This window comes from Streptomyces sp. NPDC005281 (assembly GCF_040607495.1).
Lineage (GTDB): Bacteria > Actinomycetota > Actinomycetes > Streptomycetales > Streptomycetaceae > Streptomyces.
The window spans coordinates 24,986-50,599 of record NZ_JBEXGX010000014.1 but is presented as its reverse complement, the minus strand read 5'-3'; the positions used below and the strand labels follow the sequence as shown (position 1 = coordinate 50,599).

Here is a 25,614-nt window from a genome sequence, read left to right as displayed (position 1 = left end):
CCCGCAGCTCAGGGAAGTGCGACGCGCACAGCCGCCCGTATGCACTCCGCGGTGAGCGGCAGCGGGCCGAGCGGCTCGCCGTCCGCGTAGCCGGTGACGCCCTCGGCCAGGAGTTCCACCCGGGCCGCCCGGTACACGCTCACCACGGGATGGCCGACGTGGGTGCCCCGGTAGACCCGGGGGAAGATCTTGAGCAGCGTCGCACGCGAGCAGTCCCCGACCACCGTGATGTCGAACAGCCCGTCACCGAGGCTCGCGCCGGGACAGATCCTCATACCGCCGCCGTACGACGATCCGTTGCCGACGGCCACCAGCGTCGCCTCGATGTCCCGCGTCTCGCCGTCGTCCAGCGTGAGGCGGTACGGGACGGGCCGGAAGGCCGCCAGTTCGGCGACCATGGCGACGTCGTACCTGAAGCGTCCGACGGGCAGACGCATCCGGTTGCCGCGGTCGTTGACCCGGGAGTCGAACCCGGAGGCGAGGACGGTGCCGAACCAGGCGCCGTTCACCCGGCCCAGGTCGACCTCACGCAGCCGCTCGCCCTTCAGCGCCTCGGCGATCATCCGGCCCGCGGCCGCCGGGTCGCCCACGGGCAGGCCGAGGGCCCGCGCGAAGTCGTTGCCGGTCCCGGCCGCGACCAGTCCGAAGGGGGTACGGGTCCCGGCGACGGCCTGGAGGGCCAGGTTCGCCATGCCGTCCCCGCCGACCGCGACGAGGGCGCCGGTACCGCCGGCGACCGCCTCGCGCGCCCGCGCGAGACCGTCCGCCGCGTCCTCGCCCTCGACGGTCTCGACGGAGAATCCCGCGGCACGCAAAGCGGAAGCGGCCGGCAGCGCCGCTCGGGCGCCCCGGCCGCGGCCCGCGGTGGGGTTGACGAAGAGGGTGATCTCGCTGGTCACAGGGTGACCATACGAGGTCCCGGACTCCGTCAGGTCACGTCGTCATAACCGTTGACCCGGTCCGTGGTGGCCTGCTCCGGAAGGGTCCGGCCGGCACCCACGTTCTCGATGTCGCCGATGTCCTCGGGGGTGAGGTCGAGGTCGGAGGCCTCGTCGTCGGCGAGTCCCGACTCGTCGCGCCGGCGCTTGCGCCGGTCGTTGAACAGCGAGAAGGCGACCGCGCCGAAGTACAGGATCCAGATCGGCCCGGCGAGCGCCAGCATCGTCAGCGGGTCGGTGCTGGGAGTGGCGACGGCGGCGAAGACGGTGATGCCGACGATCATGCCGCGCCACCAGCCGAGCATGCGCTTGCCGGTGATGATGCCCGTGAGGTTGAGCATCACCAGGAGCAGCGGCAGCTCGAAGGAGAGACCGAAGACCACCACCATGCGCGTGACCAGGTCGAGCAGGTCGTCCAGGGGCAGCAGGTTCTTCACGCCGCTCGGCGTGAACTGCATCAGCACCTTCGCCGTGGTGGGGAGCACCTTGTAGGCGAAATAGGCACCGCCGAAGAACAGCGGGACACCCGTGCCGACGAACGCGTACGCGTACTTCTTCTCGGTCCTGTGCAGACCCGGCGCGACGAACGCCCAGAGCTGGTAGAGCCAGACCGGCGAGGCGAGCACGACGCCCGCCATCAGGGAGACCTTCAGCGCCAGGGTGAACGGGGCGAGTAGACCGTTAATGGTGATCTGCGCGCACTGATGGTTCTTGGGCTGCTTCGCCAGCTCGGCGAAGGTCTCCGGACACCCGATGGAGTCCAGGACCGGCTTGGTGAAGAAGTTGATGATGTCGTTGTAGTAGAAGGCTGCGACGACGGTCACTATGACGATCGCCAGCACCGCCTTCGCGAGCCGGTTGCGGAGCTCGCGAAGATGGTCCGCGAGGGGCATGCGCCCCTCAGGATCCCTCTCCGTGTTGCGGGCAGACTTGAGCAACCCACATCCTCATCTCATGCGGCGGGCCGGATGTCACCGGCCCTGCGTCAGCGCTGGGTCGTGTCCGTCGGCTCGTTGACCGGGCGCGAGCTGGTCACGTCGCCGGGAGCGGCCTGGATGGTGCGCTGCGCGGGGGTCTGCTCGTCGGCCGGGGCCGGCGCGGGGGCCGCCTGGTTGGTGCTGCCGCCCTCTTCCTTCATCGCCTTCGCCTCGCTCTTGAGGATCCGGGCGGACTTGCCGAGGGAGCGCGCCATGTCCGGAAGCTTCTTCGCGCCGAACAGCAGGATGATGACGACGAGGATGAGAATGATCTCGGGAGCTCCGAGCCTTCCGAACATAAGTCTTTACCTTCTCACCGAGGCTGCATGGTCGGGGTGCTGGCCGATCGGTCGGACGTGTGTCCGATCGTCGTGATGTCAGCGATCGTAACGCTCAGGGGTGAACGCGGGGCAATCCCTGTGCGTACTCCCAGTTCGCGGCCCGCGCCTCATTCTCCGGGCCGCGCCCCTGAGCGTACCTGGCCCCGGCATGAAGTCGACAGGCAGACGTGACGCATTGCGCATCCATGGACCGGCTCACACCGCGTCCACGGAGCGCGCCACCCCGACCGCGGCCCGCTCCAGGTCCTCGGAGGCTGTGCTGATACGGCGCGCGGAATCGGCCACCTGCCGGCCCAGACGCTCCGCTTCCATGAAGACACGGACGGCGAGAACTCCGAGAACCGTGATTCCCAGGAAACCCGCGGCGATCGCAAACATCGGCCAGAACATGACCACGACCCTAGAGGGTGGAGTGCAGCCGCAGGGTGCGGACCCCGCCCCCGGTGAGGAGTTCGACGATGCGTTCCCCCGCGGGCTTGCGGACGGCAGAACCGCACGCGGGACAGGTGAACGAGTAGAACGTGGTGCGGCTGCTGGCGCCGATGGCCAGGCGCAGGGCCCCCGGCGTGAGCTCGAAACCGGCCCGGCAGTCGGGGCAGGCGGCCTTGAACATCACCTCGACCACCCGGCGCATCCCGGCGAAGGCCGTCCCGACCGACATCTCCGGCGCACCCGGGGCCGGACCGGTCCGTCCCGCCGTCGTCGACGCCCCTCCGTGTCCCGGGGCCCCCGCCCGCCGCACGGTCCCCGGCTTCTCCGGGGCACCCGGCCCTCCCTGCGCACCAGACATCGACGACGTCCTCAAAGCCCTTGCTCCCGCCCCTCGTACGGTCTGTCCCGGACCTCCCCGAGCCCCTGCGGCGCGTCGTAGGCGGCGAGCGCCTCGCGGGCCGCGCTGCGGGCACTGTCCGCGAGAGCCTGCGGCGAGACGATCCGGCCGTCACCGCCGAGGCGCAGGGCCAGCCGCCGCAGCGACGTGGGATCGGGGGTCCGCAAGGTGATACGCAGCCCGCCGTCCGGCAGCTCATCCGCGCTGTCGTGCGGGTAGTACTCGGCGACCCAGCGCCCGCCGGGACCGGCTTCGACGACCACCTCCGGGTCCTCGGCCGCGGGCTGGACGAGCCCCTCGGACAGGTCCCGCAGTTCGATCTGGGGCGGCGCGGACGGCTCGTCCAGGATGCGGATCTCGGCGACCCGGTCGAGCCGGAAGGTACGGCGGGCCTCCGAGCGGCGGCACCAGGCCTCCACATAGGTGTGGCCGACGGTGACCAGGCGGATCGGGTCGATCTCGCGTTCGCTCAGCTCGTCCCGCGAGGGCGAGTAGTAGCGGATCCACAGCCGGCGCCGCTCGGAGATCGCCCGGTCGACTTCGGCGAAGACGCCGCCCTCGGACTCGAAGGTCACCGACAGCCGGGAGCTGGCACTCGCCGCCTCGCCCGAGGCGGCCTCCACCTTGGCGGTGGCCCGCAGCAGCGCCTGCCGGTCGCCCTCCCGCAGGCCGGGCAGGGTGGACACCGCTCGGGCGGCCACCAGCAGCGCGGTCGCCTCGTCGGCTGCGATCCGCAGCGGCTCGGCGACGTCGTCGGGGTTGTGCCACCAGATCCGGTCGCCGTCGGTGTCGATGTCGAGCAGATCCCCGCCGCGGAAACTGGTCCCGCAGAGCGGCAGCACGTCGAGGTCGGAGATCAGCTCGTCCTCGGTGATCCCGAAGGCACGGGCGACATCGCCGACACGGGCGCCGGGGCGCTCGCGCAGATACGTCACCAGGGAGAGCATCCGCCGGGTCTGGTCGATCGCGTTCGCGGGCCTGGCCGGTTTTCCTGCCACTTTCTTACTTTTCCCCTCAGCCCTTGGCCACGGCGCGCAGCCGCTCGATCACATCGGCCCGCAGTTCGGCGGGTTCCACAACCACGACGTCCGGCCCGAACTCGACGAGCCAGGCGTCCAGGCCATGCCCGTACGGAATCTCCAACTCGTCCCAGCCGTCGCCCAGTTCCCGAACGGAGGCGGCCTTGGCGCGCAACGGGTAGCCCGCGCCGGAACGCAGCCGGATCAGCGCCGAACGGTCGGCGATCTCCCCGGCCCAGCCGGCCACCGTCTCGCGCACGGTGACGACATCGGGCGGCTCGGCGGTGTACCGGCCCGCACGCGCCCGGACCTTGCCGGTGATCCGGGAGAGCCTGAAGACCCGCTCGGCGCCGCGGTCGCGGTCCCAGCCCGCGAGATACCAGTGGCCGCGCCAGCACTCCAGGGCCCAGGGCTCGACGTGCCGGGTCCCGGGGCGGGCGGCGGTGGCCTTGCGGTAGTCGAAGACGACCGGGCGGCGGTCGCGGCAGGCGAGCATCAGGGGCTCGAAGGCGGCCTCGTGGACGGGGATGTGCGGTTCGAGAGCGCCGTGCGATCCGTACGGGTCCACGTCCTCGGGCAGACCCGCGGCCCGCAGCTTCTGAAGCGCGCCGCTCGCCGCGCCCGCCAGCCGGGCCTGCTGCCAGACCTTGGCCGCCAGACCGAGGGCGGCGGCCTCCTCGGCGTCGAGGGTGATCGGCGGCAGCCGGTTGCTGTCGCGGCGGGCGAGGTAGCCGACCTCGCCGTCGAGGTTCTCCACCGTCTCGATGACCAGGCCGAGTTCGCGCAGATCGTCCTTGTCCCGCTCGAACATCCGGTTGAAGCTGTCGTCCGATCCGGCTTCCAGATAGGCCTCGATGGACTCGCGGAGTTCCCGCTTGCTGAGCGGCCGCCGCGTCCCGAGCAGACACAGTGCGAGGTTCATCAGCCGCTCGGCCTTGGCAATGGCCATCGACGCCCTTCCTATGGTGCTTCCGACCGATGACCGTACCGCTCCGGGGTGTCGCGGCAAAAGCCGAGGGCCCATGCCCGGACGGGCATGGGCCCCGGATGATCGGATCCAGGTCGGATCCGGTCCGCCGTGGTCAGACCGCGATCAGGTCGACCACGAAGATCAGCGTCTCACCGGGCTTGATGGCCGGAGTCGGGCTCTGGTCGCCGTACGCGAGGTGGGCGGGGATGGTCAGCTGACGACGGCCGCCGACCTTCATGCCCTGCACGCCGCGGTCCCAGCCCTTGATGACACGGCCGCCACCGAGCGGGAAGCGGAACGCGTCGCCCCGGTTCCAGCTCGCGTCGAATTCCTCACCCGTGCTGAACGCCACACCCACGTAGTGCACCGTGACGTTCTGACCCGACTTGGCCTCGGGGCCGTCGCCCTCCCAGATGTCCTTGATCTGAAGCTCTGCCGGCGGCTCGCCCTCGGGGAAATCGATCTCGGGCTTCTCGATGCTCACGTCTTCGCTCCTGCTTGTGTGCGTAAGGACAACACGGACAGTCTTACATCCCCGAAGGGGTTTACATCTTCGCCAGGATGTCGACCGAGAAGACGAGCGTGGAGTCCTTCTTGATGCCGCTGCCGGCCGGCGGGTTGTCGCCGTAACCCAGAGCCGGCGGAATCACGATCAGGACGCGGCTGCCGACCTTCTTGCCCGTCAGCCCCTGCGCCCAGCCCTTGACGACCTGCTGCAACGAGAACGACGTCAGCTGGCCGCGCTTGTACGTGGAGTCGAACTCCTTGCCGCCGTCCCACAGCACACCCTCGTACTGCACCAGGACCGTGCTGTCCGCCTTGACCTCGTCGCCGTCGCCCTCGATCACATAGTTCGCCACGAGCTTCGTCGGAGCGGTCTTCTTCGGCACCGTGATCTTGGGCGCCGAACCGTCCGTGTTGGTGCCGACCGTCGGCAGCGAGGCGTCCTTCTGCGGGACGTCCTTGCCCTTGGCCGAGCTCTTGGAGTTGAACGTGTCCTCGATGTCCACCACGAACACCAGCGTGTCCGTGCCCTTGATACCCGCCTGCGCGTTGCCCGACGAGCCGTAACCCCAGGTCGGGGGAACCGACATCTCGACACGGCTGCCGGTCTTCTTGCCGACCAGGCCATAACGCCAGCCGTCGATGATGCCGCCCTGCGCCAGCTGGATGACCAGCGGCGTCTTACGGTCGTAGGAGTTGTCGAAGACCTTCGCCGTGGCCCAGATCTGCCCCAGGTAATTGGCCTGGATGTAGTCGTTCTCCGCGACCGTCCTGCCGCCTCCGGCGATCACCGTCCTGACCGCCAGATCCTTCGACGGCTCCCCCGACCCCTTGGCCACGGTCGGCTTCTCACCGAACTTCGTACCGGCCGTGATCGCCGGCAGCGGACCGTCGACGATCTTCGGCGGCGGCGGCGCGGAAGCCGCGGCCGAGGCCGAGGGCGAGGGACTGTTGCTGGATTTCGCCGTGTCTGACTTGCCGCCGTCACCGCATCCGGCGAGCGTGACCAGTCCAGCGGGTACGGAGAGAAGAAGTGAGCGTCGGCGCACGGTGAAGGCCTCGTATCGGTCGATCTTGTTGATGGCGTGCGCGCAACTCTACGACGTGAGAAGGGCGCCGTACGGAAAACGTACGGCGCCCCGCGTTGCGTTCCGCGTCACCCACGGAACACCCGGCTCACATTCCGGCGATCAGCTTCTCCACCCGGTCGTCCACCGAACGGAACGGGTCCTTGCACAACACCGTGCGCTGCGCCTGGTCGTTGAGCTTCAGATGCACCCAGTCGACGGTGAAGTCCCGGCGCTGCTCCTGCGCCCGCCGGATGAAGTCACCACGCAGCCGGGCCCGAGTCGTCTGCGGCGGCACCGACTTGCCCTCGAAGATCTTCAAATCGTTGCAGATCCTCGCGGCTTGCCCCTTCCTCTCCAGCAGGTAGTACAGGCCACGACGACGGTGGATGTCGTGGTAGGCGAGGTCTATCTGGGCGACCCGGGGGTGCGACATGGTCATGTTGTGCTTGGCCCGGTACCGCTCGATGAGCTGGTACTTCATGACCCAGTCGATCTCCGTGCCGATCCGGTCGAGGTCCTCGGCCTCGATCGAGTCGAGGACACGGCCCCACAGCTCGAGGACCTGCTCGACCGTCCCGGTGCGGATGCCCCGGCGCTCGCAGAAGTCCACGGCCTTCTCGTAGTACTCGCGCTGCACCTCGAGCGCGGAGGCCTCACGGCCACTGGCCAGCCGCACCTTGCGACGGCCCGTGATGTCGTGACTGACCTCACGGATCGCCCGAATGGGGTTCTCCAGAGTCAGGTCCCGCATGACGGTGCCCGCCTCGATCATGCGCAGCACGAGATCGGTGGCACCGACCTTGAGGAGCATGGTCGTCTCGGACATGTTCGAGTCGCCGACGATGACATGCAGCCGCCGATAGCGCTCGGCGTCCGCGTGCGGCTCGTCACGCGTGTTGATGATGGGCCGCGAACGGGTCGTCGCGGAACTGACACCCTCCCAGATGTGCTCGGCCCGCTGACTGACGCAGTACACGGCACCGCGCGGCGTCTGGAGCACCTTGCCCGCACCGCACAGCAACTGCCTCGTGACGAGGAACGGGATGAGAATGTCCGCGAGCCGGGAGAACTCCCCGTGCCGGGCCACCAGATAGTTCTCGTGGCATCCGTAGGAGTTGCCGGCCGAGTCGGTGTTGTTCTTGAACAGATAGACGTCGCCCGCGATTCCTTCCTCGTGCAGGCGTCGTTCTGCGTCCACCAGGAGACCTTCGAGAATGCGCTCGCCGGCCTTGTCGTGGGTGACGAGTTCCGTCACGTTGTCACATTCGGGTGTCGCGTATTCCGGATGTGATCCCACGTCGAGATAAAGGCGGGCACCGTTCCGCAGAAAGACATTGCTGCTGCGGCCCCATGACACGACACGGCGGAAGAGGTACCGCGCCACCTCGTCGGGAGACAGCCGGCGCTGTCCCCTGAACGTACACGTGACGCCGTACTCGTTCTCCAGCCCGAAAATGCGGCGGTCCATGACTGAACATTACGCCCGATCCACTGAGCTGAAACGGGGTTCGACGGCTCGGTTTGGATCATTTTCCGATGACACCGCAACAACCTCGCCCCTACCGGCGGCTGCGAGGACCCTGCCCGTGGCCAGCAGAACCACCAGCGCGGCGGCACCAGCGACCCCCGGAACGGCGAACCCCCGCCCCGCCCCGCCCCACTCGACGACCGGCCCCGCCAGACCCGTTCCGACCGAGGCACCCACGGTGAACGTCGTCACAAGCCAGGAGAAGGCCTCGGTGACCGTACCGGCCGGAGCGTGCCGGTCCACCAGGACGAAGGCACACGCGATGCTCGGCGCGAGGAACACCCCCGCAAGAGTGGCCAGCGCGGTCATGGCCACCGGACCGGGCACCAGCACCAGCGGGACGTAACACACCGCCAGAAGGCCCACGAGCACCTGCAGTCGCCGCTCCGGTGCCCCGCCCCACCGGCGCGCCCCGTAGACCACACCGCCGCACAGCGCGCCGAGCCCGATGCCCGCCATCAGCCAGCCGTACACCGCGTCCCCGCCGTGCGCGTCCGCGTACGACAGCCCGGCGACCGTGATCGAGCCGAGCGCGATCCCGATGAACAGGAAGGCCCCGAGCAGCGCCAGCAGCCCCGGCGAGCGCAGGGCGCCCAGCCAGTGCGCCTCGCGCGGAGCCGAACGCCACGCGCGCGAGGGCTCCGAGAGAACCACGGAGAGGGCACCCAGGACACCGATGACGCTCAGGATCAGCAGAGCGGCCTGCGCGGACCACAGAGCCACGCACAGCGTCACGAACAACGGCCCGACGGTGAACATGATTTCCTGCGCGACGGCGTCCATCGCGTACGCGGTGTGCACCTGCCCCTCCTCGCGCAGCACGGAGGGCCACAGCGCCCGCAGGCCGCCCTCCAGGGGAGGTGTGAAGAGTCCGGCCACGGCCATCGCGGCGCAGGCGAGCGCCACCGGCTCCGTGCCGGCCAGCGCGAAGACGACCATGCCGAGGGCAGAGACGACCGCCGCCGGCAGCTGCACCCGGGGCTGGCCGTGCAGGTCCACGAGCCGGCCGAGCAGCGGCTGTCCCACCGCGTTGGCCACCCCGTAGACGGCCGCGAGCGCGCCCGCCAGGCTGTACGTGCCGCCCCCGGCCCGCACGAACAGCACGACGGCGATCGCCGCGGTGGCGTTCGGCAGCCTCCCCACCAGCGTCCCGGCGAGCAGCCGGGCGGCGTGCCTCGCCCTCAGGATCTCCAGGTATCCCGCAGCCATGGCCTGCCCTTCCGGTAGCGCGCGACGTCGAAGTGTTACGTATAACGTCTCCCTCAATACGTACCATGTGCGCTGACCGCGAGTCCACACGAAGGAGCAGGCACACGGTGGCAAGAGGTAGCACGCGCCCCACCAGCCGGGACGTCGCCGAGGCCGCCGGGGTCTCCCAGGCAGCCGTCTCCCTCGTACTCGGCGACAAATGGCGCGGCCGGGTCTCCGCCACGACGGCCGAACGCGTCCGGGACGCCGCCCAGGAACTCGGCTACCGCCCGAACCTGGCCGCCCGCAACCTCCGCCTCGGCCGCACCCGCACCGTCCTCCTGGTGGTCCCCGCGCTCACCACGGAGTTCTTCGCGGGCGTCTACACCGGCGCGGCCCGCGTGGCCGCCGAACACGGCTTCGGCCTGGTCCTCTACCCGTCCCCCGAGGGCATCGGCCCCGCCCGCGACCCCTTCGGCTCGGCCCAGGCCGCCCTCGACGGCGTCATCGCCTCCTCCATGGCCGCCGACGCCCTCACCGCGATCCGCGGCGACCAGCTCCCCCTGGTCATGCTCGACAGCGACCCGGCCGGCAGCCAGGGCGCGGCCACCGTCAACCTCGACATCAGGGACGGCGTACGCCAGGTCACCGGCCATCTCCTGGACCTGGGCCACCGCCGCTTCCTGCACCTCGCGGCCGACATCGCCTCCTGGACCTTCGAGGTCCGCGGCCAGGAACTGGCCTCCTGCCTCTGCGAGGTCCCCGGAACCAGCCTGCGGATCGCACGGGCACCCATCTCCTTCGAAGACGCCCTGGCCGCGACCCAGACCGCCCTCTCCGCCCCGGGACCCCGCCCCACGGCCGTGATCTGCGACGACGACAAACTCGCCGCGGGCGCCTACAAGGCGGCCCGGCGCCTGGGCCTGCGCATCCCCGACGACATCTCCATCACCGGCCTGGACGACCTCGCCCTGGCCCGCGCCCTCGACCCCGAACTCACCACCGTCCGCCTCGACGCCGAACGATTCGGCGAACAGGGCATGAAGGCCCTCCTGGCCGTCCTGGACGGCCGCACACCCCCACAGGAGGACATCCCCGTCGAACTGGTCGTACGAGGCTCCACAGCCCCTCCTGGAACGTAGACCGGCCCCCGACGCCAAGACGTACGGAAGGGGCCGCGCCGGTATGCACCGGTGCGGCCCCTTCCGTACGAACACCCGGTGAACGGGTGCGCGGTCGAACCAGGGAACTCACTCGTCGTCGTCGTCCTCGGCCTCCGTCGCGGTCTCCGCTCCCCCGGCCTCCAGCAGCCGGGACAGCTGACGCCCCACGATCCGCCTGAACTTCCGCTGCTGCGGCCGTGCCCGGTCCAGCACCGCGACCTCCAGCCGCTCCGCCGGAATCTCCCGCTCACCGCCGTTCGGCTCCCGGGACAACGACTGGACAGCCAGCTTCAGCGCCTCGGCCAGCGACATGCCGTCCCGGTGCTGAGTATCCAGATAGGTACTGATCTGCTCGGCGTTGCCGCCGACCGCGACCGAACCGTGCTCGTCCACGATCGAACCGTCGTGCGGCAACCGGTAGATCTGGTCACCGTCAGGCGTCTCGCCCACCTCGGCGACCACCAGCTCCACCTCGTACGGCTTCTCCGCCGCCGACGAGAAGATCGTGCCCAGCGTCTGCGCGTACACATTGGCCAGACCACGGGCGGTCACATCGGCACGGTCGTACGTGTAGCCACGCAGGTCGGCATAGCGCACACCGCCGATCCGCAGGTTCTCGTACTCGTTGTACTTGCCGGCGGCCGCGAAGCCGATCCGGTCGTAGATCTCGCTGAACTTGTGCAGCGCGCGGGACGGGTTCTCGCCGACGAACACGATTCCGTCGGCATACTGCAGCACGACAAGGCTGCGGCCACGGGCGATGCCCTTGCGGGCGTACTCGGCCCGGTCGGCCATCGCCTGCTGGGGTGAGACATAGAACGGCGTCGACACCGGCTATCCGTCCCTTTCTGTCGAAGTCACTGGATCACCTGGGAGAGGGACGGGTCTTCAGTACAGCGCGGCACGAGGGCCGTCGGGCTGCTGGAGTCGCCTCTCCAGGATCACGCTGGCGATCTCGGAGGACTCCTCGTCGGTGAGCCGGCGGAAGCCGCTCTCGGTGATCACGGTGACGATCGGGTAGATCCGGCGCGCGACATCGGGACCACCGGTCGCCGAGTCGTCGTCGGCCGCGTCGTAGAGGGCCTGGATGACCAGCATCGTGGCCTGGTCCTCCGTCAGATCCTTGGCGTAGAGCTTCTTCATGGCACCGCGCGCGAAGATCGAACCGGAGCCCGTGGAGGCGTAGCCCTGCTCCTCGGAGCGGCCGCCGGTGACGTCGTAGGAGAAGATGCGGCCCTTGCCGCGGTCCACGTCGTAGCCCGCGAAGAGGGGAACCACGGCGAGGCCCTGCATGGCCATGCCGAGGTTGGAACGGATCATCGTGGACAGGCGGTTCGCCTTGCCCTCCAGGGAGAGCTGGGCGCCCTCCACCTTCTCGAAGTGCTCCAGCTCCAGCTGGAACAGCTTCACCATCTCCACGGCCAGGCCCGCCGTGCCGGCGATGCCCACCGCCGAGTACTCGTCGGCCGGGAACACCTTCTCGATGTCGCGCTGGGCGATGACGTTCCCCATCGTGGCCCGCCGGTCACCGGCGAGGACGACTCCGCCGGGGAACGTGACCGCGACGATGGTCGTGCCGTGCGGCGCCTCGATCACCCCCTGGACGGGCGGCAGTTGCCGCTTGCCCGGGAGCATCTCCGGCTGGTGCTCGGACAGGAAGTCCATGAAGGACGACGACCCGGGCGTCAGGAAGGCAGCCGGTAGACGCCCGGTGCTACGAGTGTTGGCTTCCACGCGTTTCCCTCCAGGTAGGCGGCAGCCCGACGAACAGCGTCGGGATCGTCTCCCAACTTGCCGATGGCCGAATTGCAGTTGAAGCACAGTACGCCACGGACACTACCCGTCCTGTGGCAGTGATCCACATGAACGGCAGGAGCTTTCAGGCAGATCACGCAGAGCCCCTTTTGAGAGGCGACCATCGCGTCACGATCGGCTTCGGTGAGCCCGTACTGGCGCTTCAGGTGTCCGGCACGACCCTTGGCCGCCTTACAGGTCTTACAACACGTCGCGAGACCATCGGAGGCGGTCGCATTGCGATGCCAGTCACTATGGGGCTTGATCTCCCCGCAGCTTCGGCAGAACTTGTGGCCTTCCGGCACCTTCACCTTCGGCCTGACATTCCTACCCTTGGCCAGTTGTCGAGTCTGGTGGTATGCCGCCCAACATTCCCGACAGTAGGCCTGCAGCCCATCACGGGCCGCCTTGTTGTTGGCGAAGGCTGCTCGCGGCCTGGACTCCTGGCACCGCGAGCAGCGCTTCACGCTTTCCACATTTCCCAACCGCAGGACCCCCGTTGCCTACGATTCGAAGGCTACTCGCCGCCCTTCTGAACGAAACTTCGAACGAAGTCCTCGGCATTTTCCTCGAGTACATCGTCAATTTCGTCAAGAACCGAGTCGACGTCGTCGCTCAGCTTTTCCTGGCGTTCCTTGAGCTCGTCGGTCGTCTTCGCGTCCTGCGACTGTTCCTCGACCTCCTCGGTGGAACGCGTCGCCTTCTGCTGTCCGCCGCCGGTGTCCTTGGTCGCCATAACCCTCACCCCGCTCGGTTCGACGTTCTTGATCAGACCCTACAAGCAGGGTCCGACATCGGCCCCGCAGTTGCCACAACGTACGGGGACCACCTCGATGATTCCCGTAACGCCGGGTATTCCACCCTGTCCGGCCCGTGCCGTCCGGGGGGAAGCTCAGTTTCCCGACAGAACCCTGACCAGGTCCTCCGCCGTACGGCAGCGGTCCAGGAGCTCCTTGACGTGATTACGCGTTCCGCGAAGGGGCTCCAGGGTTGGGACGCGCTGGAGCGAGTCCCGGCCCGGCAGATCGAAGATCACCGAGTCCCAGGAGGCCGCCGCCACGTCGTCCGCGTACTGCTCGAGGCAGCGTCCGCGGAAGTAGGCGCGGGTGTCCTCCGGCGGGGTCGTACGGGCCCGCTCGACCTCGTTCTCGTCCAGCAGGCGCTTCATCTTGCCGCGGGCCGCCAGACGGTTGTAGAGGCCCTTCTCGGCGCGTACGTCGGCGTACTGGAGGTCGACCAGGTGCAGCCGGGCTGCGTCCCAGTCGAGGTCGTCGCGGCGCCGGTAGCCCTCCATGAGCTCGCGCTTGGCGACCCAGTCGAGCTCTCCGGAGAGGCTCATCGGGTCGTTCTCCAGCCGGTTCAGGGTGTCCTCCCAGCGCAGCAGGACATCCTTGGTCTGTTCGTCGGCGTCGGCCCCGAAACGCTCCTCCACGTACTTGCGCGAGAGCTCGAAGTACTCCATCTGGAGCTGCACGGCGGTGAGTGTGCGGCCGCTGCGTAGCGTGACCAGGCGCTTGAGCGTCGGGTCGTGGGAGACCTGGTGGAGGGTGCGTACGGGCTGGTCGACGGCCAGGTCGACGGCGATGAAGCCGTCCTCGATCATGGAGAGGACCAGTGCCGTCGTGCCGAGCTTGAGGTAGGTCGAGATCTCGGAGAGGTTCGCGTCTCCGATGATCACGTGCAGCCGGCGGTACTTCTCGGCGTCGGCGTGCGGTTCGTCGCGGGTGTTGATGATGGGGCGCTTGAGGGTGGTCTCCAGTCCGACCTCGACCTCGAAGTAGTCGGCGCGCTGGCTGAGCTGGAAGCCGTGCTCGTGCCCGTCCTGGCCGATGCCGACGCGGCCCGCTCCGGTGACGACCTGGCGGGAGACGAAGAACGGGGTGAGGTGGCGCACGATGTCCGAGAAGGGGGTCTCCCGCTTCATCAGGTAGTTCTCGTGCGTGCCGTAGGAGGCGCCCTTGTTGTCGGTGTTGTTCTTGTAGAGGTGGATCGGCTGGGCGCCCGGCAGCTGGGCGGCCCGCTCCGCGGCCTCGGCCATGATGCGTTCGCCGGCCTTGTCCCACAGGACGGCGTCCCGGGGGTTGGTGACTTCGGGGGAGCTGTATTCCGGGTGTGCGTGGTCGACGTACAGCCGTGCGCCGTTGGTGAGGATGACATTGGCCAGGCCGATGTCCTCGTCGGTGAGCTGGCTGGAATCGGCGGTCTCCCGGGCGAGGTCGAAGCCTCGCGCGTCCCGCAGCGGGTTCTCCTCCTCGAAGTCCCAGCGGGCGCGGCGCGCCCGGTGCATCGCCGCCGCGTAGGCGTTGACGATCTGGGACGAGGTGAGCATGGCATTGGCGTTGGGGTGACCGGGGACGGAGATCCCGTACTCCGTCTCGATGCCCATTACTCGCCGTACGGTCATGCGGCCCTCCTTGCCCGGCGGCGCCCTCGGTCGGGGGCGCTGCTCAAGTACCGCTGGCGCTCCGGTGCGTGTGCGGTGCCCGTCCCCGCACTGCGCGACTCGGCGGTACGAAAGAGCCTAGAACGCCACTGCGCTGGTGGGGAGATCATTTGCGTCATTGCTGTGTTCCGGCCGTGACCGGAAAAGCGGGCGGCTGCGGACACCCGTGAAGGGGCACCCGCAGCCGCCCTGGCTTTTACAGGTACTGACCGGTGTTTGCCACCGTGTCGATGGAGCGTCCGGTGTCCGCGCCCTGCTTTCCGGTGATGAGCGTACGGATATACACGATCCGTTCGCCCTTCTTTCCGGAGATCCTGGCCCAGTCGTCGGGGTTGGTGGTGTTCGGGAGGTCCTCGTTCTCCTTGAACTCGTCCACGCATGCCTGGAGGAGGTGGGAGACGCGGAGGCCCTTCTGGCTGTGTTCCAGGAAGTCCTTGATGGCCATCTTCTTGGCACGGCCGACGATGTTCTCGATCATGGCGCCGGAATTGAAGTCCTTGAAGTAGAGGACTTCCTTGTCACCGTTGGCGTAGGTGACCTCCAGGAAGCGGTTCTCCTCCGATTCGGCGTACATCTGCTCCACGGCTGTCTGGATCATGCCGTGGACGGTGGCCGCCCTGTCGCCGCCGTGCTCTCCGACGTCCTCGGAGTGCAGGGGGAGGCGTTCGGTGAGGTACTTCTGGAAGATGTCCTTGGCCGCTTCGGCGTCCGGGCGTTCGATCTTGATCTTCACGTCGAGCCGGCCGGGCCGCAGGATGGCGGGGTCGATCATGTCCTCGCGGTTCGAGGCGCCGATGACGACCACGTTCTGCAGGCCCTCCACGCCGTCGATCTCGGCGAGCAGCTGGGGGACGATGGTGTTCTCCACGTCCGAGCTGACGCCGGATCCGCGGGTGCGGAAGAGGGATTCCATCTCGTCGAAGAAGACGATGACGGGGGTTCCTTCGCTGGCCTTCTCCCGGGCACGCTGGAAGATGAGCCGGATCTGCCGCTCGGTCTCACCGACGTACTTGTTCAGGAGCTCGGGGCCCTTGATGTTGAGGAAGAAGCTCTTGCCGGTGGCCTGTCCGGTCACTTCGGCGACCTTCTTGGCCAGCGAGTTGGCCACGGCCTTGGCGATGAGCGTCTTTCCGCATCCGGGGGGCCCGTAGAGCAGGACGCCCTTGGGCGGCCGCAGTTCGTGCTCCTTGAAGAGGTCGGGGTAGAGGTACGGGAGCTCGACCGCGTCGCGGATCATCTCGATCTGGCCGCCCAGACCGCCGATCTGCTCGTAGCCGATGTCCGGGACCTCTTCGAGGACGAGTTCCTCGACCTCGCTCTTGGGAACGATCTCGTAGACGTAGCCGGAACGGGGTTCGAGGAGCAGGGCGTCCCCGGGACGGATATTGACGTCCAGGAGCGGCTCGGCGAGCCGGACCACCCGTTCCTCGTCGGTGTGCCCCTGGACGAGGGCGCGCTCGCCGTCCTCCAGGATCTCCTTGAGGGTGACGATCTCGCCCAAGCTCTCGTACTCCATGGCCTCGACCACGTTGAGGGCTTCGTTGAGCATCACTTCCTGGCCGCGCCTGAGCTCGTCGAGCTCGACGCTGGGGCTGACGTTCACCCGGAGCTTGCGGCCCCCGGTGAAGATGTCGGCGGTGCCGTCTTCGTTCGCCGTGAGGAAGACTCCGAAGCCGGCCGGCGGCTGTGCGAGCCGGTCGACTTCCTCCTTGAGGGCCACGATCTGGTCGCGGGCCTCACGGAGTGTGTTCGCCAGTCGTTCGTTCTGTGCGGACACACCGGCCAGGTTGGTCTGCAACTCGACGATCCGCTCTTCGAGAATCCTCGTGTGTCGCGGAGAGTCGGCGAGCTTGCGTCGCAGGACGGCGATCTCCTGCTCAAGGTAGGCAATCTGCCCGGCGGGGTCATCGGACCCTCTTCCCGGGCGGATGCCGCGGTTCATGTCGTCGTCGTGGGCTGCCACGGTCCTCACCTCCTCCAAGGGGAGCTGGACGCTTCCAGACCCTACCTGGGTGGGTGTCGATTGAAACCCCTAGATCACAAAGACTGTCGGGGTGTGTCCGATCTTCACCCTTGCGCTCTCCCTCACGCCAGGGGAATACCCACCGAACATGATTGGGAAGCGGGCGGAGGTAGGGTCGAAGTGTTCAACACCCGTCAGAGCTGGCCCGATTCCCCAGTCTCAGGTTCGCTCGACGCAGAAAACGGCAGGAGAAATGACCGTGCAGCAGGAGGCCGGAGTCGACGGCGAGGCGCTTGAGGTCTGGATCGACCAGGATCTCTGTACCGGCGACGGGATCTGCGTCCAGTACGCGCCCGAGGTCTTTGAGCTGGACATTGACGGGCTGGCGTACGTGAAGAGCGCCGAGGACGAGCTCCTCCAGGCCGTGGGTGCCACAACGCCCGTGCCCCTGCCGCTTCTGCGCGATGTGGTGGACTCGGCGAAGGAGTGCCCGGGGGACTGTATCCATGTCCGTCGTGTTTCGGACAAGACCGAGATCTTCGGACCTGACGCGGAGTGACTTTGCGCGCACCGCGCGTCATCCGGTGACCGGTTCCTCACACCCTCCGCGCGGCGGAGGGTGTTCTGTTTTGTTCGGGTCTCGCGCCGGGGGCGCGTTCAGGCACCGAGTGCTTCGGACGGCGTCGAGCGTATGAACGCGCCGTTCTTCCACTGCCACTTGGCGTTCTGCTTCAGGTCCGGGCAGCAACTCGGTACGTCGGCCGAGGAGTAGCCGAGGAGAGTGGCGGTGACGGCTCCGTCGCGCACCGCGAAGTCCGTGACGCTGAGCCGGTCCTTGGGCTCGACCAGGGTGGCCACGACCCTGGGCCGCTCGGCTCCCTCGGCCTGGGTGAGGACGTAGACGCCGTTGGGCGGGGTGCCCGAGCCCGCGTCGCAGCGGACGACGGCGACGGTCTCCGGCCGGCCGTCGCCGTCCAGGTCCCCGGATGCCTTCTTCTCCACCAGCACCTTGGTGGGCCCGCAGACGATGGGGAAGTCCACGCCCGTCGGGTCGGGGGCGGCCGCCGTGGCCGCCGCCGTCTTCGTCCCGGCACCGGGCTGAGCGGCCCTCGCCGGATCGGGATGGACGACCGACGACAGGGCCACGACTCCGGCGATGGCGGTTGCCGTGGCGACCCACTGGATGGGGCTGGTCTGCGTATGTGCCAGTTCCGGGACAACGGATTGCTGCACTAGGGGTGTCTCCCGCGAGGGCTGTGCCGGTGGGGTGGGTGTCCCGCATGGTGCCACACGTCACAGCCTGGTGGAACGGCGGGGTCCGGACTTGTGAAGAGTTCCGCGGGAGTTTCCGGCGGGGCTCCCGAACGGGCCTGCCCGGGCAGCCGGGGAAGCCGTCGGGTGGCTTCCCCGGCAGGCCTGGGCAGGGCCTGCCGGGAGACCGCCGGGTTGCCTTCGGGCGGGCCTGGGATGAGTGGCCGGGAGGTCGCCAGGTCGCCTTCCGGCAGGCCCCGGCCAAATGGCCCGGAGGCCGCCTTGTTGCCTTCCGGCAGGCCCGGGCCAGGCGGCCGGGAGGCCCACAGCCGGCTCAGGCCAAGCAGCCGGGAGGGCGAGCGCATGGCATCGGGCGCGGCTCCGGGTCGGTTCGCGACGTGCCCCTGCCGGGGCCCTCCGGGTGGACGATCGCGCAGCCCCGGGCGGGCTCCACCTCATGTCCTTGCCGGCCCGCCAGGATCGGGCCCCGAGGGGGCGTCGCCCGGCTCCCCTCGCGGCTCGCGGGCCGCATCCCGTCTGCGTCGGGACCCGGCGACCGTGCCAAGGGGGCAGGCGGGTCGGCCGGTGGCTTACGCGCGGGCCGGGCCTGCCGATGTAGGCCCGAGGCCCGTACCCGAGGCCCGTACCCGACGCCGTCCGGCTGCCGTGCCCGTGGCGGCCCTGCCTCGAAGCTCATCGCGCGGACGGATCCTCGCCCGGGCTCGGGGACGCTGCGCGGACCGACCTCGCCCGGGCCAGGCCCCGGTGCACCTGGCAGAACCGGCCTACCCGGCCAACACCGACCCAGGCAACGCCGACCCAGCCGGCCCCGTGGCCCGGCAGGCCCGGTAGATCTTGCGGGCTCCGCGACCGCGCGGTTCGTCAGCGGGCGCGGGCGCGCGACCTCACGGTCCGTCAGAGCCCTTGCGCGTGGCCCGCGTGCGCGCTCGGCACACCGGTGGGCCGCGGCCGTGGGTGCCGACCATCGGCCTGATGGTGTGTCAACGGCAAAGCGCTGTGGCCGAGTTCCCGGAGAGGTCCGGGAACTCGGCCACAGGTGCGGTGCGTTGGGTGGGTCAGCGGCCGGAGCCGCCGTCGGCGTTCGGGCCGGAGTAGTCCTCGCCGTACGAGCCCTTGGCGGGGCGGCGGCGGCGCATGGGCGGCTCGACTCCGTCCGCGAGGCGGCGGGCGGTGAGCAGGAAGCCGGTGTGGCCGATCATCCGGTGGTCCGGCCGGACGGCCAGGCCCTCGATGTGCCAGTTGCGGATCATCGATTCCCAGGCGGTCGGCTCGTTGAAGCAGCCGATCTCGCGGATCGATTCGACGGTGCGCGCGAGCTGGGTGGTGGTCGCCACGTAGCAGCAGACGATGCCACCGGGGACGAGGGCCTTGGAGACCGCCTCCAGGCACTCCCAGGGGGCGAGCATGTCGAGGATGACCCGGTCGACGTCGGTGTCGCTGAGGTTGTCCTGGAGGTCGCCGACGGTGAGCTGCCAGGCGGGGTGCGGTCCGCCGAAGTAGCGCTCCACGTTCTGCTGGGCGATCTCGGCGAAGTCCTCGCGGCGCTCGTAGGAGTGCAGCATGCCCTGGTCGCCGATGGCACGCAGCAGGAAGCTGCTCAGCGAGCCGGAGCCCACTCCCGCTTCCACGACGCGGGCGCCGGGGAAGATGTCGGCGAAGGCCAGGATCTGCCCCGCGTCCTTGGGGTAGACCACGGCGGCGCCGCGGGGCATGGACAGGACGTAGTCGGGGAGCAGGGGGCGCAGCGCGAGGTAGGCGACGTTTCCCGTGGTGCGGACAACGCTGCCCTCGGGAGCACCGATCAGCTCGTCGTGGGGGAAGGAACCCTTGTGGGTGTGGAAGTTCTTCCCGGCCTCGAGCGTGAACGTGTAGTGGCGGCCCTTGGGGTCGGTCAGCTGAACCTGGTCCCCGACCTTGAAGGGCCCGCGCCTGCGGGCGGCACCGGTCGGTTCGGACATGTGAACAGCCTACCGGTCCCGGACGGGGCCGCCGACCACGGTCAGGAGGGGCGGGCCATGGCTTTGACGAAGGCGCGTTCCACGTCGGCGGCGGACAGGACGCCGTAGATCTCGCCGGAGTCCTCGACCACGAGGTATTCGGTGGCGGGGCTGGCGCGCAGGGTGTCGAGGAGTTCCTCTCCGGCGAGTTCGGCGGAGACCCGCATGCCGTCGGTGAGGTCCTGGGCGAGGCCGCTGACGGCGACCCAGGGGCGGCGGTGTTCGGGTACGCCGACGATGGCGGCCTCGCGGACGAGGGAGAGGGGTTCGCCGTCGGCGTCGACGACGACGAGGGCGCGGGCGCCGACGTCGTTGGCGCGGCGGAGTGCTTCGGAGAGCGGGGTGTTGGTCTCGACGGGGACGGCACGACGGGTGAGTGAGCGGGCGCGCAGTTCCGGGAGGTGTTCGCGCAGACGGGCCATGCGGAGGCTGTTGCCGGCGCCGGTCCAGATGATCGCCGCGAGGATGGCCGCGAGGAGGGCGTCGGTGATGGTGTCCATGCTGCCGGCGTTCGCGGGGGCGGCGCCGAGTGCCTCGGACTGGGTGAGCAGGGGCAGCCCGATGAGTACGGAGACGGCGAGGACGCGGCCGACCCAGGCGGCGGCGACCGTGCCGCTCATGGCCCTGCCGGTGATCTTCCAGACGACGGCGCGGAGCATGCGGCCGCCGTCGAGGGGGAGGCCGGGGAGGAGGTTGAAGGCGGCGACGAAGAGGTTGGAGATCATCAAGCCGGCCAGGAGGACGCCGGGGACGGTGCCGGACTCGACGGGCAGCATGGCGAGGTAGAAGAGGCCGGACAGGACGAGGGAGAGGAGTGGGCCGACGAAGGCGAGGACGAACTCCCGGCCGGGGGTCTCGGCTTCCTTCTCGATCTCGGAGACGCCGCCGAAGAACTGGAGCTGGATGCGGCGTACGGGGAGTTTGAATCGGAGCGCGGCGACGGTGTGGGCGAGTTCGTGGACGAGGACGGAGGCGTAGAAGGCGACGGCGAAGAAGAGGGAGACGAGGTAGCGGGCGGCGCCGAGGTCGGGCAGGACGCGGTCGAGCTGACCGCCGAAGACCCAGGTGATCAGGGCGGCGACGAGGAACCAGCTGGGGGCGACGTACACGGGGACGCCGAAGGGGCGGCCCATGAGGAGTCCGCCGCCGGGTTCCTTGGTACGGCGTGGCGGGCGCCCCTTGGTGGTCCCGGTGCGTGCGCGGGTGCGGTGGGTGCCGGCGGGTTCGGCGTGGTCCTCGTCCTGGCCGTGGCCGTGGTCCTGGCCGTGATCCCGGTCGTGGCCGTCAGCCCCTTCGGAGGGCCCGGTCTCCGGATGCGTGACGGTGTCGCGGGGGCCGGTTTGCGGGCCCGTGGCGGGGTCGCGGGGTCCGGTCTTCGGGGCCGTGGCGGGGTCGAGTGGCCCGGTCTTCGGGGCCGTGGCGGGGTCGTGGGGCCCGGTTTCCGGGTGCGTCGCGGTGTCGGCGTCCGGGTGAGAGGAGTCCTCGGGCCGGGCGGGGGGTTCCGTCCGGGAGGGGGTGCCGGTGTCCGCGTCGGGCTGCGCCGGGGTCCGGGGGTCGTGACCGGGGGCCGTGGGCTGCGGCCCGGTGGTCTCGGGCCCTGCCGGTCCGGGGTGCGCGGCGGAGTCCCGACCGGTGGAGGCCAGAGGCCTCTCGTGGTGCTCGGTCGTCTCGCCGGTACCGGACTGCGGCTGCCCGCTCCCGCCGCTCTCGTCCACGATGTCCCCTCGTTCGAAGCGTCCCCCGCCCCCCGGTTCGTGTGGAGCGGGAGGGTCTGGGTCGATGGTATGCGGCCGTCGCGGCGCGTTCCGCCCCGGCACCCCTTCTCTTTTCCGTGCCGTCGTGCCCGCCGGGACCGGTTCACTGTCGGTGGCGGGCCGTATGGTCTGTTGTCATGGAAACCAGCACCGAGGGCGCCGTGCCCGAAGAATCGGCCGTGGCGGGCCGGGCCGTCGCCGGCGGCGACGGCGGCGGTCCGGCTCCCGCGGTCGCGCGTGCGCCCGCCTCGCTGTCGCCCTCGCGTGCCAGTGACTTCATGCAGTGTCCGCTGCTGTACCGGTTCCGGGTGATCGACAAGCTGCCGGAGAAGCCGAGCGAGGCGGCGACCCGGGGGACTCTGGTGCACGCGGTCCTGGAGCGGCTGTTCGACGCCCCGGCCGTGGACCGGACGGCACCGCGTGCCAAGTCGTTGATCCCCGCGCAGTGGGACCGGCTGCGGGAGACGAAGCCCGAGGTCGTGGAGCTGTTCGCGGACGACCCGGAGGGTGAGCGGCTCGCGCGCTGGCTGTCCGAGGCGGAGCGGCTGGTGGAGCGCTGGTTCACGCTGGAGGACCCGACGCGGCTGGAGCCGGCCGAGCGGGAGCTGTTCGTGGAGGCGCGGCTGGATTCCGGGCTGACGCTGCGCGGGATCATCGACCGGGTCGATGTGGCGCCGTCGGGCGAGGTCCGGATCGTGGACTACAAGACGGGCAAGGCGCCGCGGCCGGAGTACGCCGAGGGCGCTCTGTTCCAGATGAAGTTCTACGCCCTGGTGGTGTGGCGGCTGAAGCGGGTGATCCCGCGCCGGCTTCAGCTCGTCTATCTGGGCAGTGGTGACGTGCTGACGTACGACCCCGAGATCGCGGATCTGGAGCGTGTCGAGCGCAAGCTGCTCGCTCTGTGGGACGCGATCCGGGAGGCGACGGAGACGGGTGAGTGGCGGCCGCGTCCCACCAAGCTCTGCGGCTGGTGCGACCACCAGGCGGTGTGTCCGGAATTCGGTGGTACTCCCCCGGTGTATCCGCTGCCGGTCAGGGCGCCCGGGTCGGGTGCGGGTGAGCAGGGCAGAATGGGGCCGGACTAGCGAAGGAGACTTACGTGGCCATCCGCGTCCTACTGGTCGACGACCAGCCGCTGCTGCGCACCGGCTTCCGGATGATTCTGGAAGCGGAGCCGGACCTGGCGGTCGTCGGCGAGGCCGGTGACGGTCTCCAGGCACTGGATCAGGTGCGTGCCTTGCAGCCCGATGTGGTTCTGATGGACATCCGCATGCCGCGGATGGACGGTGTGGAGGCGACCCGGCAGATCACCGGTCCCGGACGGGACGGTCCGGCGAAGGTTCTGGTGCTGACGACGTTCGACCTCGACGAGTACGTGGTGGAGGCGCTTCGGGCGGGTGCCAGCGGTTTCCTCCTCAAGGACGCGCCGGCCAACGAGCTGGTGCAGGCGATCCGGGTCGTCGCGGCGGGCGAGGCGATGCTCGCGCCGAGCATCACGCGTCGGCTGCTCGACAAGTACGCGGGTCATCTGCCGTCCGGGGACGAGCCGGTTCCGGACACGCTGCACACGCTGACCGACCGTGAGGTCGAGGTGCTGAAGCTGGTGGCGCGTGGTCTGTCGAACGCGGAGATCGCGGCTGATCTGTTCGTCAGCGAGACCACGGTCAAGACGCATGTGGGACATGTGCTGACGAAGCTGGGGCTGCGTGACCGGGTGCAGGCCGCGGTGTACGCGTACGAGAGCGGGCTGGTGCGTCCCGGGGCGCAGTAGCGCCGGGGCTGTCCGGTCCCGTCTGTCTGGTGTCCGACTGATGTCCGACTGTCCGAGAGCGCGCGAAAGGGCGCCCGTTCCTCAGGGGAACGGGCGCCCTTTCACGTGAGCGGAGGGTGCCGGGGCCGGACCTCGGGCCGTCCCGCGGCGCGTGCGCCTCTCGGCGAGCCCGAAAGACCCGGGACCGTCGGGTCCCGGGTCGGGCCCGGGGCCTGTCGGCCCCGGGTCGGACGGCTGGGTCACTCGCTGACGCCGCGGCCCAGCTCCCACAGCTGAAGGGTGGAGGAGGAGTTGAGCGCCCACTCCGAGCCCGTGATGTCGTCACGCGCGGCGATGTACTGCTTGCCCTGCCAGAGCGGGATGACCGGGACGTCGTTGGCGACGATGTCCTGGATGGTCGTGAGGCTCTTGGAGGCGGTGAGGCGGTCGGCCTCGCGACGGGAGTCCGGGATCAGGGTGTTGCTGATCCTGGTGTTCAGGTACGGCGAGCCGAGGAAGTTGTCCTTGTCGAGGAACGGCGCCAGGTAGTTGTCGGCGTCGGGGAAGTCGGGGAACCAGCCCATGCCGTAGACGTCGTAGTCGCCCTTCTGCTCGGCCGGGCGGAACTTGGCCCAGGGGGTGCCCTGGACGCTGACGTCGAAGAGGCCGCTCTTGTTGAGCTGGTTCTTCAGGACCTCGAACTCCTGCGCGGTGACCGCACCGTAGTGGTCGGTCGTGTAGTGCAGGGTCAGCTTGACCGGGGTGGTTATGCCGGCCTTGGCCAGCATCGACTGGGCCCTGCTGACGCTCGGGTCGCCGTACTTGTTGAAGAACGCGTTGGCGTGGCCGGTGATGGTCGCCGGGACCAGCGAGTAGAGCGGCTCGGCCTGGGAACCGTAGACCTTGGAGATGAGCTCGCCGCGGTTGATCAGCTGCGCCATGGCCTGGCGGACGGCCGTCGACTTCACCGACGGGGCGTTGGTGTTGAAGGCCAGGTAGCGGATTTCCAGGCCGGGCATCTCGTTCAGGTTGATGCTGCTGCCCGAAGCGTTGTCCAGCTTGTTGATCTGGTCCGGCGTCATCGAGCGCGTCATCAGGTCGATGTCGCCCTTGTCGAGGGCCTTCCCCATGCTGTCGGCGTCGGCGAAGGAGCGCAGCTCGACCGAGGAGTTCTTGACCTTCAGCTGTCCCGTGTAGTGGGAGTTCTTCGTGAAGACGGCCTTGGTGACGGTGTCGTCCTTGGACTCGATCTTCACGGTGTACGGACCGGAGCCGTCCACGGAGAAGCCGTCACGCAGGTGGTTCTTCTCGTAGTCGTTCGGGTTCACGATGCCGGCGACCGGGGTCGACAGCTTGAACGGGAACGTCGCGTCGGCGATCTTGAGGTGGAAGATCACCTCGCGGTCGCCGCGGGTCTCGACGGTGTCGATGGTGGACAGCAGAGCTGCCACACCACTGTCGGCCTTGATGGCCCGCGCACGGTCGATGGAGAACTTGACGTCCTTCGCGGTGATCGAGTCACCGTTGGAGAACTCCAGGCCGTCGCGCAGGGTGCACGAGTAGCGCTCGTTCCCGCTGTCGGTGAACCCGCACTTCTCGGCCGCCTCGGGCTGCGGCTCACCGTCACCACGCGGCTGGACCATCAGCGTCTGCACGGTCTGGCGGAGCACGTTCCAGGTGCCGACGTCGTAGGCGTACGCCGGGTCGAACGGTGCCGGGGCATCCTTCGACGCGGTGAACTGGTCCGTGGTACCGACAACGATGGCATCGCCGCTGTTGCCCCCACCGGCGGATCCGCCACACGCGGCGAGCACTGGGGCCAGCAGGCCGACCACGGCCGGCAGCACCAAAGTCTTGCGGTTCATGCTCGTGTTTCTCCAGAGCTGTAGGTTCCGCGAACCGGCATGCAGGGGTGGTGCGGCGGGTCACGGGGATACGGCGATGTTCTCGCGATGACATTAGTCCGCACCACAAGGTCGGCAGTCCGTTCCCGGGAACGTCTTCCGCTCACGCTGCGAAACCGGGCGTGGACGCACCGATAACCCGACACGGGAAGGATTAGTGCAGGGTTTCACCAATCGGGACACAAGGGCACGTCGGGCCTTCACAATTGG

The 25,614-nt window shown here is 69.1% G+C and carries 25 protein-coding genes; 4 read left to right on the top strand and 21 right to left on the bottom strand.

The genetic code is table 11. From position 1 onward, the window contains the following. Positions 1–8: 8 nt before the first annotated feature. From ABZV42_RS20590 to ABZV42_RS20540, 11 genes are all read right to left on the bottom strand, one after another. Positions 9–899, bottom strand: coding sequence for a diacylglycerol kinase (locus ABZV42_RS20590; protein WP_355984498.1), 891 nt, complete (start codon positions 897–899; stop codon positions 9–11). A 29-nt stretch (positions 900–928) separates the two neighbouring features. Beyond that, on the bottom strand, positions 929–1,876 hold the full coding sequence (gene tatC, locus ABZV42_RS20585; protein ID WP_356053040.1) for a twin-arginine translocase subunit TatC: 948 nt from the start codon (positions 1,874–1,876) through the stop codon (positions 929–931). 47 nt (positions 1,877–1,923) lie between these two features. Next, positions 1,924–2,214: a Sec-independent protein translocase subunit TatA gene (gene tatA / locus ABZV42_RS20580; protein WP_355984496.1), complete on the bottom strand. Its 291-nt coding sequence runs from the start codon at positions 2,212–2,214 to the stop codon at positions 1,924–1,926. A 237-nt stretch (positions 2,215–2,451) separates the two neighbouring features. After that, complete coding sequence (locus ABZV42_RS20575; RefSeq protein WP_355984495.1) at positions 2,452–2,646, bottom strand: hypothetical protein; 195 nt, start codon at positions 2,644–2,646, stop codon at positions 2,452–2,454. A 10-nt stretch (positions 2,647–2,656) separates the two neighbouring features. Then, positions 2,657–2,917: a hypothetical protein gene (locus tag ABZV42_RS20570; RefSeq protein ID WP_103553753.1), complete on the bottom strand. Its 261-nt coding sequence runs from the start codon at positions 2,915–2,917 to the stop codon at positions 2,657–2,659. A gap of 140 nt (positions 2,918–3,057) precedes the next feature. Beyond that, positions 3,058–4,083, bottom strand: coding sequence for a WYL domain-containing protein (locus ABZV42_RS20565; RefSeq protein ID WP_355984494.1), 1,026 nt, complete (start codon positions 4,081–4,083; stop codon positions 3,058–3,060). A 16-nt stretch (positions 4,084–4,099) separates the two neighbouring features. Further along, positions 4,100–5,053 (bottom strand): WYL domain-containing protein, encoded by a 954-nt coding sequence (locus ABZV42_RS20560; RefSeq protein WP_355984493.1) that lies wholly within the window; start codon positions 5,051–5,053, stop codon positions 4,100–4,102. Positions 5,054–5,186: 133 nt separating this feature from the next. Continuing rightward, on the bottom strand, positions 5,187–5,558 hold the full coding sequence (locus ABZV42_RS20555; protein ID WP_355984492.1) for an FKBP-type peptidyl-prolyl cis-trans isomerase: 372 nt from the start codon (positions 5,556–5,558) through the stop codon (positions 5,187–5,189). A gap of 61 nt (positions 5,559–5,619) precedes the next feature. After that, positions 5,620–6,627, bottom strand: coding sequence for an FKBP-type peptidyl-prolyl cis-trans isomerase (locus ABZV42_RS20550; protein WP_355984491.1), 1,008 nt, complete (start codon positions 6,625–6,627; stop codon positions 5,620–5,622). Between the two features lie 127 nt (positions 6,628–6,754). Beyond that, positions 6,755–8,116, bottom strand: coding sequence for a Pup--protein ligase (gene pafA, locus ABZV42_RS20545; RefSeq protein WP_019066118.1), 1,362 nt, complete (start codon positions 8,114–8,116; stop codon positions 6,755–6,757). A 9-nt stretch (positions 8,117–8,125) separates the two neighbouring features. Continuing rightward, positions 8,126–9,385, bottom strand: a complete 1,260-nt coding sequence (locus ABZV42_RS20540) for an MFS transporter (protein WP_355984490.1) — start codon at positions 9,383–9,385, stop codon at positions 8,126–8,128. 107 nt (positions 9,386–9,492) lie between these two features. On the opposite strand from ABZV42_RS20540, the gene ABZV42_RS20535 reads away from it, so the two are divergent. Next, entirely contained in the window at positions 9,493–10,506 is a 1,014-nt protein-coding gene (locus ABZV42_RS20535) for a LacI family DNA-binding transcriptional regulator (protein WP_356053038.1), read from the top strand. A gap of 108 nt (positions 10,507–10,614) precedes the next feature. Here the strand turns inward: ABZV42_RS20535 and prcA are convergent, their stop codons facing one another. From prcA to arc, 6 genes are all read right to left on the bottom strand, one after another. Continuing rightward, positions 10,615–11,358, bottom strand: a complete 744-nt coding sequence (gene prcA / locus ABZV42_RS20530) for a proteasome subunit alpha (RefSeq protein WP_356053036.1) — start codon at positions 11,356–11,358, stop codon at positions 10,615–10,617. A gap of 57 nt (positions 11,359–11,415) precedes the next feature. After that, positions 11,416–12,261, bottom strand: a complete 846-nt coding sequence (prcB, locus tag ABZV42_RS20525) for a proteasome subunit beta (protein ID WP_356053034.1) — start codon at positions 12,259–12,261, stop codon at positions 11,416–11,418. After that, a complete protein-coding gene (locus tag ABZV42_RS20520; RefSeq protein ID WP_355984551.1) occupies positions 12,213–12,788 on the bottom strand; it encodes an endonuclease VII domain-containing protein in 576 nt (191 codons plus the stop codon). Before ABZV42_RS20520 ends, prcB begins: the two co-directional genes overlap by 49 nt. 50 nt (positions 12,789–12,838) lie before the next feature. After that, positions 12,839–13,057 (bottom strand): ubiquitin-like protein Pup, encoded by a 219-nt coding sequence (locus ABZV42_RS20515; protein ID WP_355984486.1) that lies wholly within the window; start codon positions 13,055–13,057, stop codon positions 12,839–12,841. A 156-nt stretch (positions 13,058–13,213) separates the two neighbouring features. Next, positions 13,214–14,725 (bottom strand): depupylase/deamidase Dop, encoded by a 1,512-nt coding sequence (gene dop, locus ABZV42_RS20510; RefSeq protein WP_356053032.1) that lies wholly within the window; start codon positions 14,723–14,725, stop codon positions 13,214–13,216. Positions 14,726–14,960: 235 nt separating this feature from the next. Next, positions 14,961–16,727, bottom strand: coding sequence for a proteasome ATPase (gene arc / locus ABZV42_RS20505; protein WP_328556494.1), 1,767 nt, complete (start codon positions 16,725–16,727; stop codon positions 14,961–14,963). A gap of 253 nt (positions 16,728–16,980) precedes the next feature. Here arc and ABZV42_RS20500 point away from each other — a divergent pair, with 253 nt between their 5' ends. Continuing rightward, positions 16,981–17,286, top strand: a complete 306-nt coding sequence (locus ABZV42_RS20500) for a ferredoxin (RefSeq protein WP_355984484.1) — start codon at positions 16,981–16,983, stop codon at positions 17,284–17,286. A 98-nt stretch (positions 17,287–17,384) separates the two neighbouring features. On the opposite strand, the gene ABZV42_RS20495 is transcribed toward ABZV42_RS20500, so the two are convergent. From ABZV42_RS20495 to ABZV42_RS20485, 3 genes are all read right to left on the bottom strand, one after another. After that, complete coding sequence (locus ABZV42_RS20495) at positions 17,385–17,960, bottom strand: hypothetical protein (RefSeq protein ID WP_355984483.1); 576 nt, start codon at positions 17,958–17,960, stop codon at positions 17,385–17,387. A 1,094-nt stretch (positions 17,961–19,054) separates the two neighbouring features. Then, positions 19,055–19,957, bottom strand: a complete 903-nt coding sequence (locus ABZV42_RS20490; RefSeq protein WP_355984482.1) for a tRNA (adenine-N1)-methyltransferase — start codon at positions 19,955–19,957, stop codon at positions 19,055–19,057. A gap of 41 nt (positions 19,958–19,998) precedes the next feature. Then, positions 19,999–21,711, bottom strand: a complete 1,713-nt coding sequence (locus ABZV42_RS20485) for a site-2 protease family protein (protein WP_356053030.1) — start codon at positions 21,709–21,711, stop codon at positions 19,999–20,001. A gap of 176 nt (positions 21,712–21,887) precedes the next feature. Here ABZV42_RS20485 and ABZV42_RS20480 point away from each other — a divergent pair, with 176 nt between their 5' ends. Next, entirely contained in the window at positions 21,888–22,835 is a 948-nt protein-coding gene (locus ABZV42_RS20480) for a PD-(D/E)XK nuclease family protein (RefSeq protein WP_356053028.1), read from the top strand. Positions 22,836–22,849: 14 nt separating this feature from the next. Continuing rightward, entirely contained in the window at positions 22,850–23,521 is a 672-nt protein-coding gene (locus ABZV42_RS20475; protein WP_037628456.1) for a response regulator transcription factor, read from the top strand. Between the two features lie 239 nt (positions 23,522–23,760). Here ABZV42_RS20475 and ABZV42_RS20470 read toward each other — a convergent pair whose 3' ends face one another. Continuing rightward, positions 23,761–25,365, bottom strand: coding sequence for an ABC transporter substrate-binding protein (locus ABZV42_RS20470; protein WP_355984478.1), 1,605 nt, complete (start codon positions 25,363–25,365; stop codon positions 23,761–23,763). Between the last annotated feature and the right edge of the window lie 249 nt (positions 25,366–25,614).